The sequence below is a fragment of the Bacillus sp. T17B1 genome (assembly GCF_026796395.1).
Lineage (GTDB): Bacteria > Bacillota > Bacilli > Bacillales > Bacillaceae > Bacillus > Bacillus spizizenii_A.
Genome location: NZ_JALAYA010000027.1, coordinates 1 through 15,761, shown reverse-complemented (window position 1 = coordinate 15,761; position 15,761 = coordinate 1). Strand labels below are relative to the sequence as shown.

The 15,761-nt window shown below is 45.8% G+C and carries 12 protein-coding genes and 1 pseudogene; 10 read left to right on the top strand and 3 right to left on the bottom strand.

Annotated features, from left to right (window positions below):
* Positions 1–22: 22 nt before the first annotated feature.
* Positions 23–1,018, top strand: coding sequence for a DUF3048 domain-containing protein (locus MOF34_RS13605; protein ID WP_268400500.1), 996 nt, complete (start codon positions 23–25; stop codon positions 1,016–1,018).
* 2 nt (positions 1,019–1,020) lie between these two features.
* A complete protein-coding gene (locus MOF34_RS13600; protein ID WP_003219429.1) occupies positions 1,021–1,335 on the top strand; it encodes a YerC/YecD family TrpR-related protein in 315 nt (104 codons plus the stop codon).
* A gap of 37 nt (positions 1,336–1,372) precedes the next feature.
* Here the strand turns inward: MOF34_RS13600 and MOF34_RS13595 are convergent.
* Positions 1,373–2,230: pseudogene (locus MOF34_RS13595) on the bottom strand (glutamate synthase-related protein); the annotation flags it as partial.
* Between the two features lie 155 nt (positions 2,231–2,385).
* Between MOF34_RS13595 and MOF34_RS13590 the strand changes: the two are divergent.
* The 5 genes from MOF34_RS13590 to MOF34_RS13570 all read left to right on the top strand — a co-directional run bounded on the left by MOF34_RS13590 (position 2,386) and on the right by MOF34_RS13570 (position 9,774).
* The gene (locus MOF34_RS13590) at positions 2,386–3,072 is read left to right on the top strand and encodes a heptaprenylglyceryl phosphate synthase (protein WP_268400499.1); all 687 of its coding nucleotides are present in this window, start codon (positions 2,386–2,388) and stop codon (positions 3,070–3,072) included.
* A 61-nt stretch (positions 3,073–3,133) separates the two neighbouring features.
* Positions 3,134–5,353: a DNA helicase PcrA gene (gene pcrA / locus MOF34_RS13585; protein WP_268400498.1), complete on the top strand. Its 2,220-nt coding sequence runs from the start codon at positions 3,134–3,136 to the stop codon at positions 5,351–5,353.
* A gap of 23 nt (positions 5,354–5,376) precedes the next feature.
* Positions 5,377–7,383: an NAD-dependent DNA ligase LigA gene (ligA, locus tag MOF34_RS13580; protein WP_268400497.1), complete on the top strand. Its 2,007-nt coding sequence runs from the start codon at positions 5,377–5,379 to the stop codon at positions 7,381–7,383.
* Positions 7,384–7,398: 15 nt separating this feature from the next.
* Positions 7,399–8,589 (top strand): CamS family sex pheromone protein, encoded by a 1,191-nt coding sequence (locus MOF34_RS13575; protein WP_019713519.1) that lies wholly within the window; start codon positions 7,399–7,401, stop codon positions 8,587–8,589.
* Between the two features lie 183 nt (positions 8,590–8,772).
* Positions 8,773–9,774 carry a phosphotransferase enzyme family protein gene (locus MOF34_RS13570; protein WP_268400496.1) on the top strand — a complete coding sequence of 334 codons (1,002 nt, stop codon included), beginning with the start codon at positions 8,773–8,775 and terminating at the stop codon, positions 9,772–9,774.
* A 37-nt stretch (positions 9,775–9,811) separates the two neighbouring features.
* On the opposite strand, the gene MOF34_RS13565 is transcribed toward MOF34_RS13570, so the two are convergent.
* Together MOF34_RS13565 and putP are read right to left on the bottom strand one after the other, a co-directional pair.
* Positions 9,812–10,510, bottom strand: a complete 699-nt coding sequence (locus MOF34_RS13565; protein ID WP_080010246.1) for an MgtC/SapB family protein — start codon at positions 10,508–10,510, stop codon at positions 9,812–9,814.
* Between the two features lie 104 nt (positions 10,511–10,614).
* On the bottom strand, positions 10,615–12,093 hold the full coding sequence (putP, locus tag MOF34_RS13560) for a sodium/proline symporter PutP (protein ID WP_019713523.1): 1,479 nt from the start codon (positions 12,091–12,093) through the stop codon (positions 10,615–10,617).
* Positions 12,094–12,506: 413 nt separating this feature from the next.
* Between putP and gatC the strand changes: the two genes are divergently transcribed.
* Genes gatC through gatB form a run of 3 tightly spaced genes read left to right on the top strand, consistent with a single transcriptional unit; the run spans position 12,507 to position 15,714 of the window.
* Positions 12,507–12,797, top strand: a complete 291-nt coding sequence (gatC, locus tag MOF34_RS13555) for an Asp-tRNA(Asn)/Glu-tRNA(Gln) amidotransferase subunit GatC (RefSeq protein ID WP_003219442.1) — start codon at positions 12,507–12,509, stop codon at positions 12,795–12,797.
* 15 nt (positions 12,798–12,812) lie between these two features.
* On the top strand, positions 12,813–14,270 hold the full coding sequence (gene gatA / locus MOF34_RS13550) for an Asp-tRNA(Asn)/Glu-tRNA(Gln) amidotransferase subunit GatA (RefSeq protein WP_003242878.1): 1,458 nt from the start codon (positions 12,813–12,815) through the stop codon (positions 14,268–14,270).
* 13 nt (positions 14,271–14,283) lie between these two features.
* The gene (gatB, locus tag MOF34_RS13545; RefSeq protein WP_003219444.1) at positions 14,284–15,714 is read left to right on the top strand and encodes an Asp-tRNA(Asn)/Glu-tRNA(Gln) amidotransferase subunit GatB; all 1,431 of its coding nucleotides are present in this window, start codon (positions 14,284–14,286) and stop codon (positions 15,712–15,714) included.
* Positions 15,715–15,761: the final 47 nt, after the last annotated feature.

Genomic DNA, 15,761 nt, shown 5'->3' with positions numbered 1-15,761 from the left:
TAAAAGAGCAGGGAGCCGACATATGAAAAAATGGATGACAGGTTGTGTGCTGTGTTTCGTGTTTTTTCTGCTGGTATCCTGCCAGCAGAAGGATGCTGTCCCGAATGTTGAAAAGAAGCTGAATGCTGCTTTGACGGGACTTGTGACTGAACAGAAGGTGGCTGAACGCCGTCCTGTTGCTGTTGTGGTGAACAATCACCCGAAGGCGAGACCGCAATCAGGACTGTCTAAAGCCGACATTGTCATAGAAGCGCTGGCCGAAGGACAAATTACTAGATTTCTGGCCATTTTCCAAAGCCAGATGCCTGAAACTGTCGGTCCTGTGCGAAGCGCGCGGGAATATTTCATCGCTCTCAACAATGGCTTTGACAGCATATTTGTCCATCACGGCTGGAGTCCTGGCGCCAAAGAGCAGCTGGAATCCGGAGCTGCCGATTTTATTAACGGATTGGATTTTGACGGTAGCTTATTTTGGAGAGCTGATTTTAGCAAACCGCCCCATAATTCCTATACGTCTTATGATTACATAAAAAAGGCGGCGGAACAAAAGGGATATGAGCTGAAGCGGGAAACAGATCCGCTGCTGTTTCAAACATCAGAAGCAAAACCTGCAAATGAATCTTACAATGTTCGGGTAGATTATGGAACAAAGAACGTTACAAATCTTGTCGAATACAATTATGATAAAAAAGCTGAAGCTTATACAAGAAGCTCTGATGGTGTCATAATGACAGACCGGGAAACCGGAAAGCCGGTTGCAATGCAAAATATTTTCATTGTTGAAGCCAGCCATCATACTATTGATCAAGATGGAAGGCGGGAGATCGACCTGGAATCAGGGGGGAAAGGTCTGTTGTTTCAGCACGGAAACGTTATTGAAACAGACTGGAAACAAGTAAACGGCAGAATTGTGCCGGTAAAAGACGGCAAATGGCTTCCGCTTGTGCCAGGAAAGACTTGGATTAATATCGTGCCTGATCTCGATGCGGCTTCCATTAGTAAAGGAGAAGGTGTGTAACGATGCAAATCGATAAATTACGCGGCAAAGAGCTGGACCAGTTATTCAACTCGATCTTATCGCTGAAAGACCTGGAGGAATGTTACCGGTTCTTCGATGATCTTTGCACAATTAACGAAATTCAATCGCTGGCTCAGCGTCTTGAAGTGGCGCGCATGCTTCGCGAAGGAAACACGTATCATAAGATTGAAACAGAAACAGGTGCTTCCACGGCTACGATTTCCCGTGTGAAACGCTGCTTAAATTACGGTAATGATGCTTATGAAATGGCACTCGACCGTGTGAAGGAGACCGAAACTGAGTCTTCTTCAAAATAACAAAGAACCGCCCTGCCGTACGGCATGGGCGGTTTCTTTATGAAACAAATTGGTGGATCAGTTTGTCGATGTCGACGATGCTGTCATCCTCTTTTCGATAGCCAACATGCTCCTTGGAAAAGCGGACCGGCGAATTGATGCCCGCTGCGGCTGCGAGGTTATACAGCCCCTTGCGCAGCGAAATGACGTAATTGCAGATACGATGCTGTTTTTCTTCAACGCTTAGTGCTTTTTGCAGGTTTGGATCTGTTGTCGCCACACCTGCCGGACATGTGTTGGTGTGGCAGACGAGAGCGCGGATGCAGCCGACCGAAAACATCATGCCGCGGGCAATGTTGACAAAATTAGCGCCGAGGGCTAAAGCAACCGCGATTTTGTCAGGAGTCAGGAGTTTCCCGGAAGCAAAGATTTTCAGTTGGCCGCGCAAGCCGTACTGTCAAAGAAGCGTGTCAACAATAGGCAGCGCTGTCATAATCGGAAGGCCGACTGTATCATCGAGCTCGTAAAAGGAAGCTCCGGTACCACCTTCGCTTCCGTCAATCGTGATAAAATCCGGATGCTGACCGCTTTTCTGCATATAAAAGAAAAGCTCCTGCAATTCTTCAGGGTTCCCTGCAACTAATTTGATGCCCACTGGCTTTTGCCCAACATCTCTAAGTTTCTCAATTAAGTCGAGCATGTCGGGAGCGCTTGAAAATTCATAAAAGCGGTTCGGGCTGTCAATCGATTCCCCCGGTTCGACATTCCGGATGTCTGCCACCTCTTCAGATCCCTTGGCGCCATCCGCATGGCCGCCGCGGGTTTTCGCTCCTTGCGCCAGCTTCAGTTCAAAGGCTTTAATTTGGTCAAGCCTGTTTATTCGTTTAAATTCCTCCCATGAAAATTCTCCATTTCTCTATTGAAGGCTTTTTTAAGCTCCCTTTTTATGAAAAAAGAATCAAAACAGCTTTTTCAGTGAATAACGAGATTAACGGCTTTTTCCGTTTTTCCGCGCTATGTGAATTTGTTATAATGTTTAAATGGTAACAAACGAATGGAGGAACGTATGACGTGTACGATGTAACGGAGTGGAAGCATGTCTTTAAACTCGATCCAAATAAAGATTTGCCTGATGAACAGCTGGAGCTTCTCTGTGAATCAGGAACGGATGCGGTCATTATCGGAGGAAGCGATGGTGTGACAGAGGACAATGTCCTGCGGATGATGTCTAAGGTGAGACGGTTTTTGGTGCCGTGTGTCCTTGAGGTGTCAGCAATTGAAGCAATCGTTCCCGGCTTTGACTTATATTTTATTCCGAGTGTATTAAACAGCAAAAACGCGGACTGGATTGTCGGAATGCACCAGAAAGCCATGAAGGAATACGGAGATCTGATGTCTATGGAAGAAATCATGGCGGAAGGCTACTGCATCGCTAATCCCGATTGCAAAGCGGCGGAACTGACTGAAGCGGATGCCGATCTGAGTATAGACGATATTGTCGCCTATGCGCGTGTGTCTGAGCTGCTGCATCTGCCGATTTTTTACTTGGAATACAGCGGCGTGCTTGGAGACATAGAAGCCGTGATAAAAACGAAGGCTGTATTGGAAACGTCCACCTTGTTTTATGGCGGCGGCATCAAGGATGCGGAAACGGCAAAGCAGTATGCTGAGCATGCTGACGTGATTGTTGTTGGCAATGCGGTATATGAAGATTTTGACCGGGCTTTGAAAACAGTAGCGGCTGTGAAAGGCGAGTAGTAAATTGTACGGTTTTGGTTTATGATAGAACATATGTTTTGTATAGGCGGGTGAACAAATTTTGAATTATATTAGCAATCAATTATTAAGCGGATTAAACCCCGTTCAGCAGGAAGCTGTCAAAACAACGGACGGGCCTCTCTTGCTGATGGCGGGAGCGGGAAGCGGAAAGACACGTGTCCTGACACACAGAATCGCTTACTTAATGGCGGAAAAGCATGTGGCGCCGTGGAACATTTTGGCGATCACATTTACAAATAAAGCAGCACGTGAAATGAAAGAACGTGTGGAAAGCATTCTCGGACCGGGTGCGGACGATATCTGGATTTCCACATTTCACAGCATGTGCGTGCGGATCTTGCGCAGAGATATCGACCGGATCGGAATCAACCGCAATTTCTCTATCCTTGATACGGCAGACCAGCTGTCAGTCATCAAGGGGATCTTGAAGGAGCGCAATCTTGATCCGAAGAAGTTTGATCCAAGAAGCATTCTCGGCACGATCAGCAGTGCGAAAAACGAATTGACCGAACCGGAAGAATTCTCTAAAGTTGCCGGCGGCTACTATGATCAGGTCGTCAGCGATGTATACACTGATTATCAGAAGAAACTGCTGAAAAACCAATCGCTTGATTTCGACGACTTGATTATGACGACCATTAAATTGTTTGACCGTGTACCGGAAGTGCTTGAATTTTATCAGCGCAAATTCCAGTACATCCACGTCGATGAGTATCAAGATACGAACAGGGCACAATACATGCTTGTTAAACAGCTTGCAGAGCGTTTCCAGAACCTTTGCGTTGTCGGAGACTCTGATCAGTCGATCTACAGATGGCGCGGCGCGGATATCACCAACATCCTTTCTTTTGAAAAAGATTACCCGAACGCCAGCGTAATTTTGCTTGAACAAAATTACCGTTCAACGAAACGGATATTGCGCGCGGCTAACGAGGTCATCAAAAATAACTCAAACCGCAAACCGAAGAATTTGTGGACGGAAAACGATGAAGGCATCAAAATTTCCTATTACCGCGGAGATAATGAGTTCGGCGAAGGACAGTTTGTGGCCGGTAAAATTCATCAGCTTCACAGCTCAGGCAAGCGGAAACTCTCCGATATCGCTGTCTTGTACCGGACAAATGCGCAGTCCCGTGTGATTGAGGAAACGCTTCTCAAAGCAGGCTTGAACTATAACATTGTCGGCGGCACAAAGTTCTATGACAGAAAAGAAATTAAAGACATTCTCGCGTACTTACGCCTCGTGTCCAATCCGGATGACGATATCAGTTTCACACGCATTGTCAATGTGCCGAAACGCGGAGTCGGTGCGACATCACTTGAAAAAATTGCTTCGTATGCCGCGATGAACGGCTTATCATTCTTCCAAGCCATTCAACAGGTTGATTTTATCGGCGTCAGCGCCAAGGCAGCCAACGCACTTGACAGCTTCAGGCAGATGATTGAGAACCTGACCAATATGCAGGATTACTTATCTATTACAGAGCTGACAGAAGAAATTCTTGATAAGACGGAATACAGAGAAATGCTGAAGGCTGAGAAATCAATCGAAGCCCAAAGCCGTTTAGAAAACATCGACGAGTTCCTGTCTGTTACGAAAAACTTTGAACAGAAAAGTGAAGATAAGACACTTGTTGCATTTCTGACAGACTTGGCGCTGATTGCAGATATTGATCAGCTCGACCAGCAAGAGGAAGAGTCAGGCGGCAAGGATGCAATCACCCTGATGACACTGCACGCCGCAAAAGGGCTGGAGTTTCCGGTTGTTTTCTTGATGGGGCTTGAAGAAGGCGTCTTCCCGCATAGCCGTTCATTAATGGAGGAAGCGGAAATGGAAGAAGAACGCCGCCTTGCTTACGTTGGGATTACAAGGGCGGAGCAGGAGCTTTATCTGACTAACGCCAAAATGCGAACCTTGTTTGGCCGAACAAATATGAACCCGGAATCTCGCTTTATTGCTGAAATACCGGAAGATTTATTGGAAAACCTAAATGAGAAAAAAGAAACGAGAGCGCCGTCTGCGAGAAAAATGCAGCCGAGACGCGGCCCTGTTTCACGTCCGGTGTCCTACGCCAGCAAAACAGGCGGCGACACCTTAAACTGGGCAGTCGGAGATAAGGCGGGCCATAAAAAATGGGGAACAGGAACTGTCGTCAGTGTAAAAGGCGAGGGAGAAGGGACGGAGCTCGATATTGCGTTCCCGAGCCCAGTCGGCGTAAAACGCCTGTTAGCAGCATTTGCTCCTATTGAAAAGCAGTAATTGAAGAGGAAAGGAAGAAGCAGATGGACAAAGAAACAGCGAAGCAGCGGGCAGACGAACTGCGCCGCATCATCAACAAGTATAGCTATGAATATTACACCTTAGATGAACCGAGCGTCCCTGATGCCGAATACGACAGATTGATGCAGGAGCTGATAGCGATCGAGGAAGAGCATCCAGACCTCAGAACGCCGGACTCTCCTACGCAGCGTGTCGGCGGAGCCGTGCTTGAAGCGTTTCAGAAAGTCACTCACGGCACGCCAATGCTCAGTTTGGGCAACGCCTTTAATGCCGATGACCTTCGTGATTTCGACCGCCGGGTTCGCCAGGCCGTCGGCGACGATGTGGCGTATAATGTGGAGCTGAAAATAGACGGTCTTGCTGTTTCTCTCCGTTATGAAGACGGCTATTTTGTCAGAGGTGCCACAAGAGGTGACGGAACGACGGGAGAGGATATTACGGAGAATCTGAAGACGATCCGCAATATTCCGCTCAAAATGAAACGTGATCTGTCGATTGAAGTACGCGGCGAGGCGTATATGCCGAAGCGTTCGTTTGAAACGCTTAATGAGGAACGGATCAAAAACGAAGAAGAACCGTTTGCCAATCCGCGAAATGCCGCCGCTGGATCACTCAGACAGCTCGATCCGAAAATTGCAGCGAAACGAAACCTCGATATCTTCGTCTACAGTATAGCGGAGCTTGACGAGATGGGTGTGGTGACGCAAAGCCAGGGGCTTGATTTTCTCGACGAAATCGGATTTAAAACAAACCAGGAACGAAAAAAATGCGACAGCATAGAAGAAGTTATTGCACTGATTGATGAGTTTCAGTCTAAACGAGCTGACCTCCCGTATGAAATTGACGGCATCGTGATTAAAGTTGATTCCCTTGATCAGCAGGAGGAGCTTGGTTTTACAGCGAAAAGCCCGCGCTGGGCCATCGCGTATAAATTTCCTGCTGAAGAGGTCGTGACAAAACTTCTCGACATCGAATTAAATGTCGGCAGAACGGGTGTAATTACGCCGACCGCCATTCTTGAGCCGGTAAAAGTTGCCGGCACAACGGTCTCAAGAGCATCCCTTCATAACGAAGATTTAATTAAAGAGAAGGATATTCGGATATTAGATAAGGTCGTCATCAAAAAAGCGGGCGATATCATTCCGGAAGTCGTGAACGTCCTTGTTGAACAGCGCACAGGAGAAGAAAAGGAATTCAGCATGCCGACGGAATGTCCTGAATGCGGGAGCGAACTCGTCCGCATCGAAGGGGAAGTGGCGCTTCGCTGCATTAATCCTGAATGCCCGGCGCAAATCCGGGAAGGGCTGATCCATTTTGTTTCCCGCAATGCCATGAACATTGACGGGCTTGGCGAACGAGTGATCACACAGCTGTTTGAGGAGAACCTTGTCCGCAATGTGGCGGATTTATATAAGCTGACGAAGGAACAGGTCATCCAGCTCGAACGCATGGGCGAAAAATCTACTGAAAATCTGATCAGCTCCATTCAAAAGTCCAAAGAAAATTCGTTAGAGCGCTTGCTATTCGGACTCGGCATCCGCTTTATCGGTTCAAAGGCTGCAAAGACGCTAGCCATGCATTTTGAAAGCTTGGAGAACCTGAAAAAAGCTTCAAAAGAGGAGCTTCTCGCAATCGATGAAATCGGTGAAAAAATGGCTGATGCGGTCATCACTTATTTTCATAAAGAAGAAATGATTGATCTCTTGAATGAACTTCAGGAGCTGGGCGTAAACACAGACTACAAAGGCCCGAAAAAAGTAAAAGCAGAGGAAAGCGATTCTTACTTTGCCGGTAAAACAATTGTTCTGACAGGCAAGCTGGAAGAACTGTCAAGAAACGATGCCAAGGCGCAAATCGAAGCGCTAGGCGGCAAGCTGACTGGAAGCGTCAGCAAAAACACAGACTTGGTCATCGCCGGTGAAGCTGCGGGAAGCAAGCTGACAAAAGCACAAGAGCTGAACATTGAAGTATGGAATGAAGAACAGTTAATGGGAGAGCTAAAGAAATAAGAGGAGTGTTTTCTATTGAAAAAGACGTTGGCAATGGCGGCAACGGCGGCAGTGTTAATGCTGTCTGCCTGCTCGTCAGGTTTTGGGGGGGATAAGGAGGAAGAGATTACGCAAAAGACGGCCAAATCGTCAGAAAAAGCGATTGTCCCGAAATATAATATCTCTGACTCCTATTACAAAATGGTGCTGCCGTTTAAGGCAGGAAAAGCGCGCGGCTTAACAACGGGACAGCTGAATACAAGGCTGGACATTGATGAATTTGAAACAGGGCTGATGCGTCTTGCCCAAGATTCTTTCTCGACTGACGATTATCTGTTCCAGGAAGGGCAATATTTAGATGAAGATACAGTATTAAGCTGGCTGGCACGGAAAAAAACTGGCTCTGATCTGAAAAAAGCCCAAAAAGAAGATAAGAACTTCAAAAATGAAGGCTTGAACCCAGCACTTCCGAGTTCTGGTTCAACAGAAGAAAAGAACGAAAGCAGCCCGGTTTATTTAGCGTCTATGCTGGAGCACGATTATTTAGTCAGAAAAGACAAGAATTCCATCCAGCTTGGCGGCGTGATGATCGGACTGGCATTAAACTCCGTGTATTACTATCGTGAAAAAATAGGCGACCCTCAAAAAGAAGTGGAGATTAACGACAGCACGCTCCGCGAGCAGGGAGAAAAAATCGCACAAGAGGTCATTAACCGACTCCGTAAAAAAGATAACCTGAAGAATGTGCCGATCACAGTCGCGCTCTACAAGCAGGCTTCAAAAACATCAATTGTGCCGGGGAACTTCATCGCCAAAACAGAAGTCAAAGCAGGCTCCACGGATATCTCAAATTGGGATGACATAAATGAAAAATATGTATTTTATCCAGCGGATACAACGACAGCAGAAAAATACCCGGATGACACCGAGGTCTTTAAGCGGTTCAAAAACTCAATTGAAGAATTTTTCCCGAACTATACAGGTGTTGTTGGTACAGCGTTATATGAAAATAAAGAAATGAAGAAAATGAAGATTGATATTCCAATGCAATTCTACGGAAAAAGTGAAGTCGTCGCGTTTACCCAGTTCTTAACAGGTGAAGTGATGGACTACTACTCCAAGGGCTCAGTTGATGTCGAAGTCAATATCACATCCTCAGACGGACAGGAAGCGGTCATTATCCGCAATGCCGGAGATAAAGAGCCGACTGTTCATATTTATAATTAAAAACAAAGCAGAGAATCCTTGTGTCAATATGGCACAAGGGTTTTTTATGTTACAATCAACAGGAAAAGGAAAAAGATGTATTTTCGCTTCTGCCGAGACACAAATCAGGGGGAGGTATGTTGATGCTGGAGCTCGTGTGAATACAATCAATATCAAATCAATAGCAAAGAAAGGGAGTTAGACGTGCATAAAGAAATCAAAAACATATTTCATGAAAATCAGGTTTTGGCAGAGGCTGGGATGAAATACGGTTTTTCAAACAGCCAGGTTCGTTTTCTGGCTGATGCGGAAAACTATGTATATGAAATTATGAAAGACAACCATTCTTATATTCTAAAGATCACCCATACAATTCGGAGATCTTGTGATTATATTATGGGAGAAATGGAATGGCTCCGTCACCTTGCGGAAGGCGGGCTGTCAGTTGCAAAACCACTGCCGTCGCTGGGCGGGAAAGACGTTGAAGAAGTGCCGGACGGAATTGGCGGTTCATTTTTACTGAGAGTATATGAGAAAGCGCCGGGGCAAAAAGTGGATGAATCGGACTGGAGTGAAACGCTATTTTATGAGCTTGGCAGATATACAGGCGAGATGCACAGCCTGACAAAAAGATATCAACTGAGCAAACCCGCTTTTAAAAGACAGGAATGGGATGAAGAGGAGCAATTAAAGCTGAGAAAGTATGTGCCTGACGATCAAACAAAGGTGTTTCAGCAAGCCGATTCGCTAATGGATGAACTGCGGCGGCTGCCAAAAAGCCGGGACAGCTACGGTTTGGTGCATGCGGATCTGCATCATGGCAATTTTCATTGGGATCATGGCAAAATCACAGCATTTGATTTTGATGATATCGGCTATAATTGGTTCATTAATGATATCAGCATTCTCCTTTACAATGTGCTGTGGTACCCGGTTGTGCCATATGAAGATAAAGCTGCGTTTACAGAAGAATTTATGACGCATTTCATGAGAGGGTACTGGGAGAAAAATGAACTTGATCCTGCATGGCTAAAAAGGATACCTGATTTCCTCCGCCTCCGCCATATGCTGATTTACGGACTGCTTCATCAAATGTTTGACCTTGACGCAATAGGAGAAGAGGAAAAAGAAATGCTCGCCGGCTTCAGAAGAGATATAGAGAATGGCACACCGATCACAGCATTTGATTTTTCTTCACTGATGTAGATAGAAAAAAGCCAATGGGGTACTGTCCCATTGGCTTTTATAATGTATCACACTTTACGCCGACTACACCTTCAATGTCTTTAATGTCATAGTAGACATCGGTCGTGTACCTGTTTTTATGGACGCGGACCTTCACTTCCATGATTGGAAATTCCTTTTCGCCCAGGTCGTCGATTCGGACGGAGTGTGTTTTGATATCTCTTCTTTTCATTTCTTTTAAAATCTCTGTCATTTTGTCTTTATCAGAAAGCGACATTCTGATGCGGATGTCTTTTTCCTGAAGGCGGTCTGGGCCGATTTTTCTGACCACCCATGGGAGAAATTCCACGCTGATCAGGATGAACAGAAGACTGACAAACGCTTCTTTATAGAATCCGGCTCCCGTTGCCAGCCCGAGCCCTGCTGCCCCCCAGATCATAGCTGATGTCGTTAGGCCGGAAATGACATCGTTGCTTTTCCGCAAGATGACACCGGCTCCGATAAACCCGACGCCGGAGATGATTTGGGCCGGCAGACGCAGCGGATCCATCATGATGCGGTAGTATTTAGGGAAATGATAAGCCGCATTAATACTGACGATCGTCAGCATGCATGAGCTGACGGCGATAACGATACAGGTTTTTAATCCGAGCGGCTTGTTTTTTAATTCGCGCTCAAGCCCGATGACCATGCCAATCAAAGTGGCAATGCCCAGTTTTAGTAATATATCAGGATCAATATACCAGCTCAACAGCAACTTCCCCCTTCTCTAAGGTGTTTTTAAATAAATATGATTTTCTCACAGTATTTATAGCAAAACAAGAGCACAAAAGCCATCAAGCGGTGCTTGATGGCTTATTATTACTTTTTGCGTTTTAACAGCTTTTCCATGACACCGAACAAACGGTAAGAGGCTTTTGCAGGACGTTTTGTGATCAAGCTTCCGATAATACCTGCAATCATACTCAGGAAAAATCCTGGAATCATTTCATAGAGGCCTGTAGAGTCAGCTAAACCAGTTGTAATCCAAATTAATACTGTCGCAGCTCCCACAACCATGGCTGATAGGGCGCCCCATTCAGTCATTCGTTTCCAATACAGGCTCAACAGAATGGCAGGCCCAAAAGCAGAACCGAATCCGGCCCACGCATAACCAACCAAATCAAGAATCGTGCTACTTGGATTCAGGGACATCAGAATAGCAATGACCGCTATGATCAATACTGACAGCCGGCCGGCCATGACCAATTCTTTATCTGATGCTTCACGTCTGAAAAATGTCCGATATAAATCTTCTGTCATTGCGCTCGCTGTGACCAAAAGCTGAGAAGAGATCGAACTCATAATAGCTGCTAAAATAGCAGACAGCAAGAATCCCGTAATTAATGGGTGGAACAATATTTTAGAAAAAATAATGAAAATCGTTTCAGGATCACTTACAGCAACTCCGAATTTATGTGCGTAAGCCACACCGACTAAACCCGTTACGGTTGAACCAAGAATAGAGATAATCATCCAGCTCATACCGATTCTGCGCGCAGGTTTTAAATCCTTGATATGCTTAATCGCCATAAAACGGACGATGATATGAGGCTGGCCGTAGTAGCCCAAGCCCCAGGCCAAATAAGAAATAATGCTAATGACGCTCGCGCCTTTAAAAATATCCAATAGCTTTGGGTCTACAGCTGTAATCTCATGTAAAGCAGGAGAAACGCCGCCCAGCTGGGTAAAAGCAACGATCGGCACAAGCACTAGTGCTGCAAACATGATCGCACCCTGTACAAAGTCAGTCAGACTGACAGCAAGGAAACCGCCAAACAATGTATATAACACGACAACGCCTGCAGTCAGCAGGAGTCCAAGTGTATAATCGGCTCCAAAAGCAGATTCAAATAATCTTCCGCCTGATACCATACCTGAAGACGTATACAGTGTGAAAAAGATCATAATGATTAAAGCTGATACAATTTTCAGCACTGACGAAGAATGCTGGAATCGTTTATCAAAGAAATCGGGAATCGTAATCGCGTCATCCGCCGCTTCTGTATACGCTCTAAGACGGGGAGCCAAAAGAAGATAGTTCGAATACGCGCCGATTGTCAAACCGAGTGCAAGCCACAGCGTCGACAAGCCTGTTGCAAACATGGCCCCTGGAATTCCCATCAGCATCCATCCGCTCATATCCGCCGCTCCGGCAGACAAAGCTGTGACAAATGGTCCGAGACCCCTTCCTCCAAGCATGTAATCGTTGATATCAGTTGTTTTCTTAAACGAGTACCAGCCGATTAACAGCATGGCAGTAAAATAAATTCCTAACGATATAATAATTTCAATACTCACGTTTTACCCTCTCTTCAATTCTAATAATGTTGCATCACCTCTCAAATTGATGGTGCCAGTTAAGCTGTCTGGCGCAAGTGCAAACCCTAATGTCATTCATTTGCAGGTGCACTTGTTAACCTAACCTAACAAAGTATTCCCGGCCATTCAAGCGATGAAACCTAGACCGCCAGCGGGAAATACTGTTGCGAACCTAGAAGGGAATAAAGAATGAAGCGCTTTCAAAAAATAATAAAAGTAAAAATATTCAGAAAAATATTTCGTTTCTCCTTTGTCTCTTTTTAGTATAAAATATATAGGGTATTGTCTCGAAAACACAGGCCTGTCCAAGGCGTTTTGTTGCTTTAGAGGGCTTGTTTTTGATATGATCAGTATTATATGACTTAACGGAGAAATATGTGGAGGTGGATCATATGTCACGAATTTCAATAGAAGAAGTAAAGCACGTTGCGCACCTTGCAAGACTTGCGATTACTGAAGAAGAAGCAAAAATGTTCACTGAACAGCTTGACAGCATCATTTCATTTGCCGAGGAGCTTAATGAGGTTAACACAGATAATGTGGAACCTACAACCCACGTGCTGAAAATGAAAAATGTCATGAGAGAAGATGAAGCGGGTAAAGGTCTTCCGGTTGAGGACGTTATGAAAAATGCACCTGACCATAAAGACGGCTATATTCGTGTGCCATCAATTTTGGACTAAAGGAGGGACACAAGAATGTCATTATTTGATCATAAAATCACAGAATTAAAACAGCTCATACATAAAAAAGAGATTAAGATTTCTGATCTGGTTGACGAATCTTATAAACGCATCCAAGCGGTGGATGATAAGGTACAAGCCTTTTTGGCATTAGATGAAGAAAGAGCGCGCGCGTACGCGAAGGAGCTTGATGAGGCGGTTGACGGCCGTTCTGAGCACGGTCTTCTTTTTGGTATGCCGATCGGCGTTAAAGATAATATCGTAACAAAAGGGCTGCGCACAACTTGCTCCAGCAAAATTCTCGAAAACTTCGATCCAATCTACGATGCTACTGTTGTTCAGCGTCTTCAAGATGCTGAAGCTGTCACAATCGGGAAGTTAAACATGGACGAATTCGCCATGGGATCATCTACCGAAAACTCAGCTTACAAACTGACAAAAAACCCTTGGAACTTAGATACAGTTCCCGGCGGTTCAAGCGGCGGTTCAGCGGCTGCGGTTGCTGCGGGAGAAGTTCCGTTTTCTCTTGGATCAGACACAGGCGGTTCCATCCGTCAGCCGGCATCTTTCTGCGGCGTTGTCGGATTAAAGCCTACATACGGACGTGTATCCCGTTACGGGCTCGTCGCATTTGCGTCTTCATTAGACCAAATCGGGCCGATTACTCGTACGGTTGAGGACAACGCATTCTTGCTTCAAGCGATTTCCGGCGTAGACAAAATGGACTCCACAAGCGCAAATGTGGACGTGCCTGATTTTCTTTCTTCATTAACTGGCGACATCAAAGGACTGAAAATCGCGGTTCCGAAAGAATATCTTGGTGAAGGTGTCGGTAAAGAAGCGAGAGAATCTGTACTTGCAGCGCTGAAAGTTCTTGAAGGCCTCGGCGCTACATGGGAAGAAGTGTCTCTTCCGCACAGCAAATACGCGCTTGCGACATATTACCTGCTGTCATCTTCTGAAGCGTCAGCCAACCTTGCACGCTTTGACGGCATCCGCTACGGCTACCGTACAGACAACGCGGACAACCTGATCGACCTTTACAAGCAAACGCGCGCTGAAGGTTTCGGAAATGAAGTCAAACGCCGTATCATGCTCGGAACGTTCGCTTTAAGCTCAGGCTACTATGATGCGTACTACAAAAAAGCGCAAAAAGTGCGTACTTTGATTAAGAAAGACTTCGAAGACGTATTTGAGAAATATGATGTTATTGTTGGACCGACTACACCAACACCTGCATTTAAAATCGGTGAAAACACGAAAGATCCGCTCACAATGTATGCAAACGATATCTTAACAATTCCGGTCAACCTTGCCGGCGTACCGGGAATCAGTGTGCCATGCGGATTAGCAGACGGCCTTCCGCTCGGCCTGCAAATCATCGGAAAACACTTTGATGAAAGCACTGTATACCGTGTTGCTCATGCATTTGAACAAGCGACAGACCATCATAAAGCAAAACCTGAATTGTAAGGGGTGAAAAAAATTGAACTTTGAAACGGTAATCGGACTTGAAGTCCACGTCGAGTTAAAAACAAAATCAAAAATTTTCTCAAGCTCTCCAACGCCATTCGGCGCGGAAGCGAATACGCAGACTAGCGTCATTGACCTCGGATACCCGGGTGTCCTGCCTGTTCTGAACAAAGAAGCCGTTGAATTTGCAATGAAAGCCGCTATGGCACTCAACTGTGAGATTGCAACGGATACGAAGTTTGACCGCAAAAACTATTTCTATCCGGACAACCCGAAAGCGTATCAGATTTCTCAATTTGATAAGCCAATCGGCGAAAACGGCTGGATCGAAATTGAAGTCGGCGGAAAAACAAAACGGATCGGCATCACACGCCTTCACCTTGAAGAAGATGCCGGAAAACTGACGCATACAGGCGACGGCTACTCTCTTGTTGACTTCAACCGCCAAGGAACGCCGCTTGTTGAGATCGTATCAGAGCCGGATATCCGCACGCCGGAAGAGGCTTACGCGTATCTTGAAAAGCTAAAATCCATCATTCAATATACAGGTGTTTCTGACTGTAAAATGGAAGAAGGCTCACTTCGCTGTGACGCCAATATCTCTCTTCGTCCGATCGGCCAAGAGGAATTCGGCACAAAAACAGAATTGAAAAACTTGAACTCCTTTGCGTTTGTTCAAAAAGGCCTTGAGCATGAAGAAAAACGCCAGGAACAGGTTCTTCTCTCTGGCGGTGTCATCCAGCAGGAAACACGCCGTTATGATGAAGCAACGAAGAAAACCATTCTCATGCGTGTCAAAGAGGGATCTGACGACTACCGTTACTTCCCAGAGCCAGACCTTGTCGAGCTCTACATTGATGACGAATGGAAGGAACGCGTGAAAGCAAGCATTCCTGAGCTTCCTGATGAGCGCCGCAAGCGTTATATCGAAGAGCTTGGCTTGCCTGCATATGACGCGATGGTTCTGACACTGACAAAAGAAATGGCTGATTTCTTCGAAGAAACCGTTCAAAAAGGCGCTGAAGCCAAACAAGCGTCCAACTGGCTGATGGGTGAAGTGTCAGCTTATCTGAATGCTGAGCAAAAAGAGCTCGCTGATGTTGCGCTGACACCTGAAGGCCTTGCCGGAATGATCAAATTAATTGAAAAAGGAACCATTTCTTCTAAGATCGCGAAGAAAGTGTTTAAGGAATTGATTGAAAAAGGCGGCGACGCTGAGAAGATTGTGAAAGAGAAAGGCCTTGTTCAGATTTCTGACGAAGGCGTGCTTCTGAAGCTTGTTACAGAGGCGCTTGACAACAATCCTCAATCAATCGAAGACTTTAAAAACGGGAAAGACCGTGCGATCGGCTTCCTTGTCGGACAGATTATGAAAGCGTCCAAAGGACAAGCCAACCCGCCGATGGTTAACAAAATCCTGCTTGAAGAGATTAAAAAACGCTAATAAAAAAAGCAGCCCGCAGGGGCTGCTCAGCGTGTCGACAAAGTCAC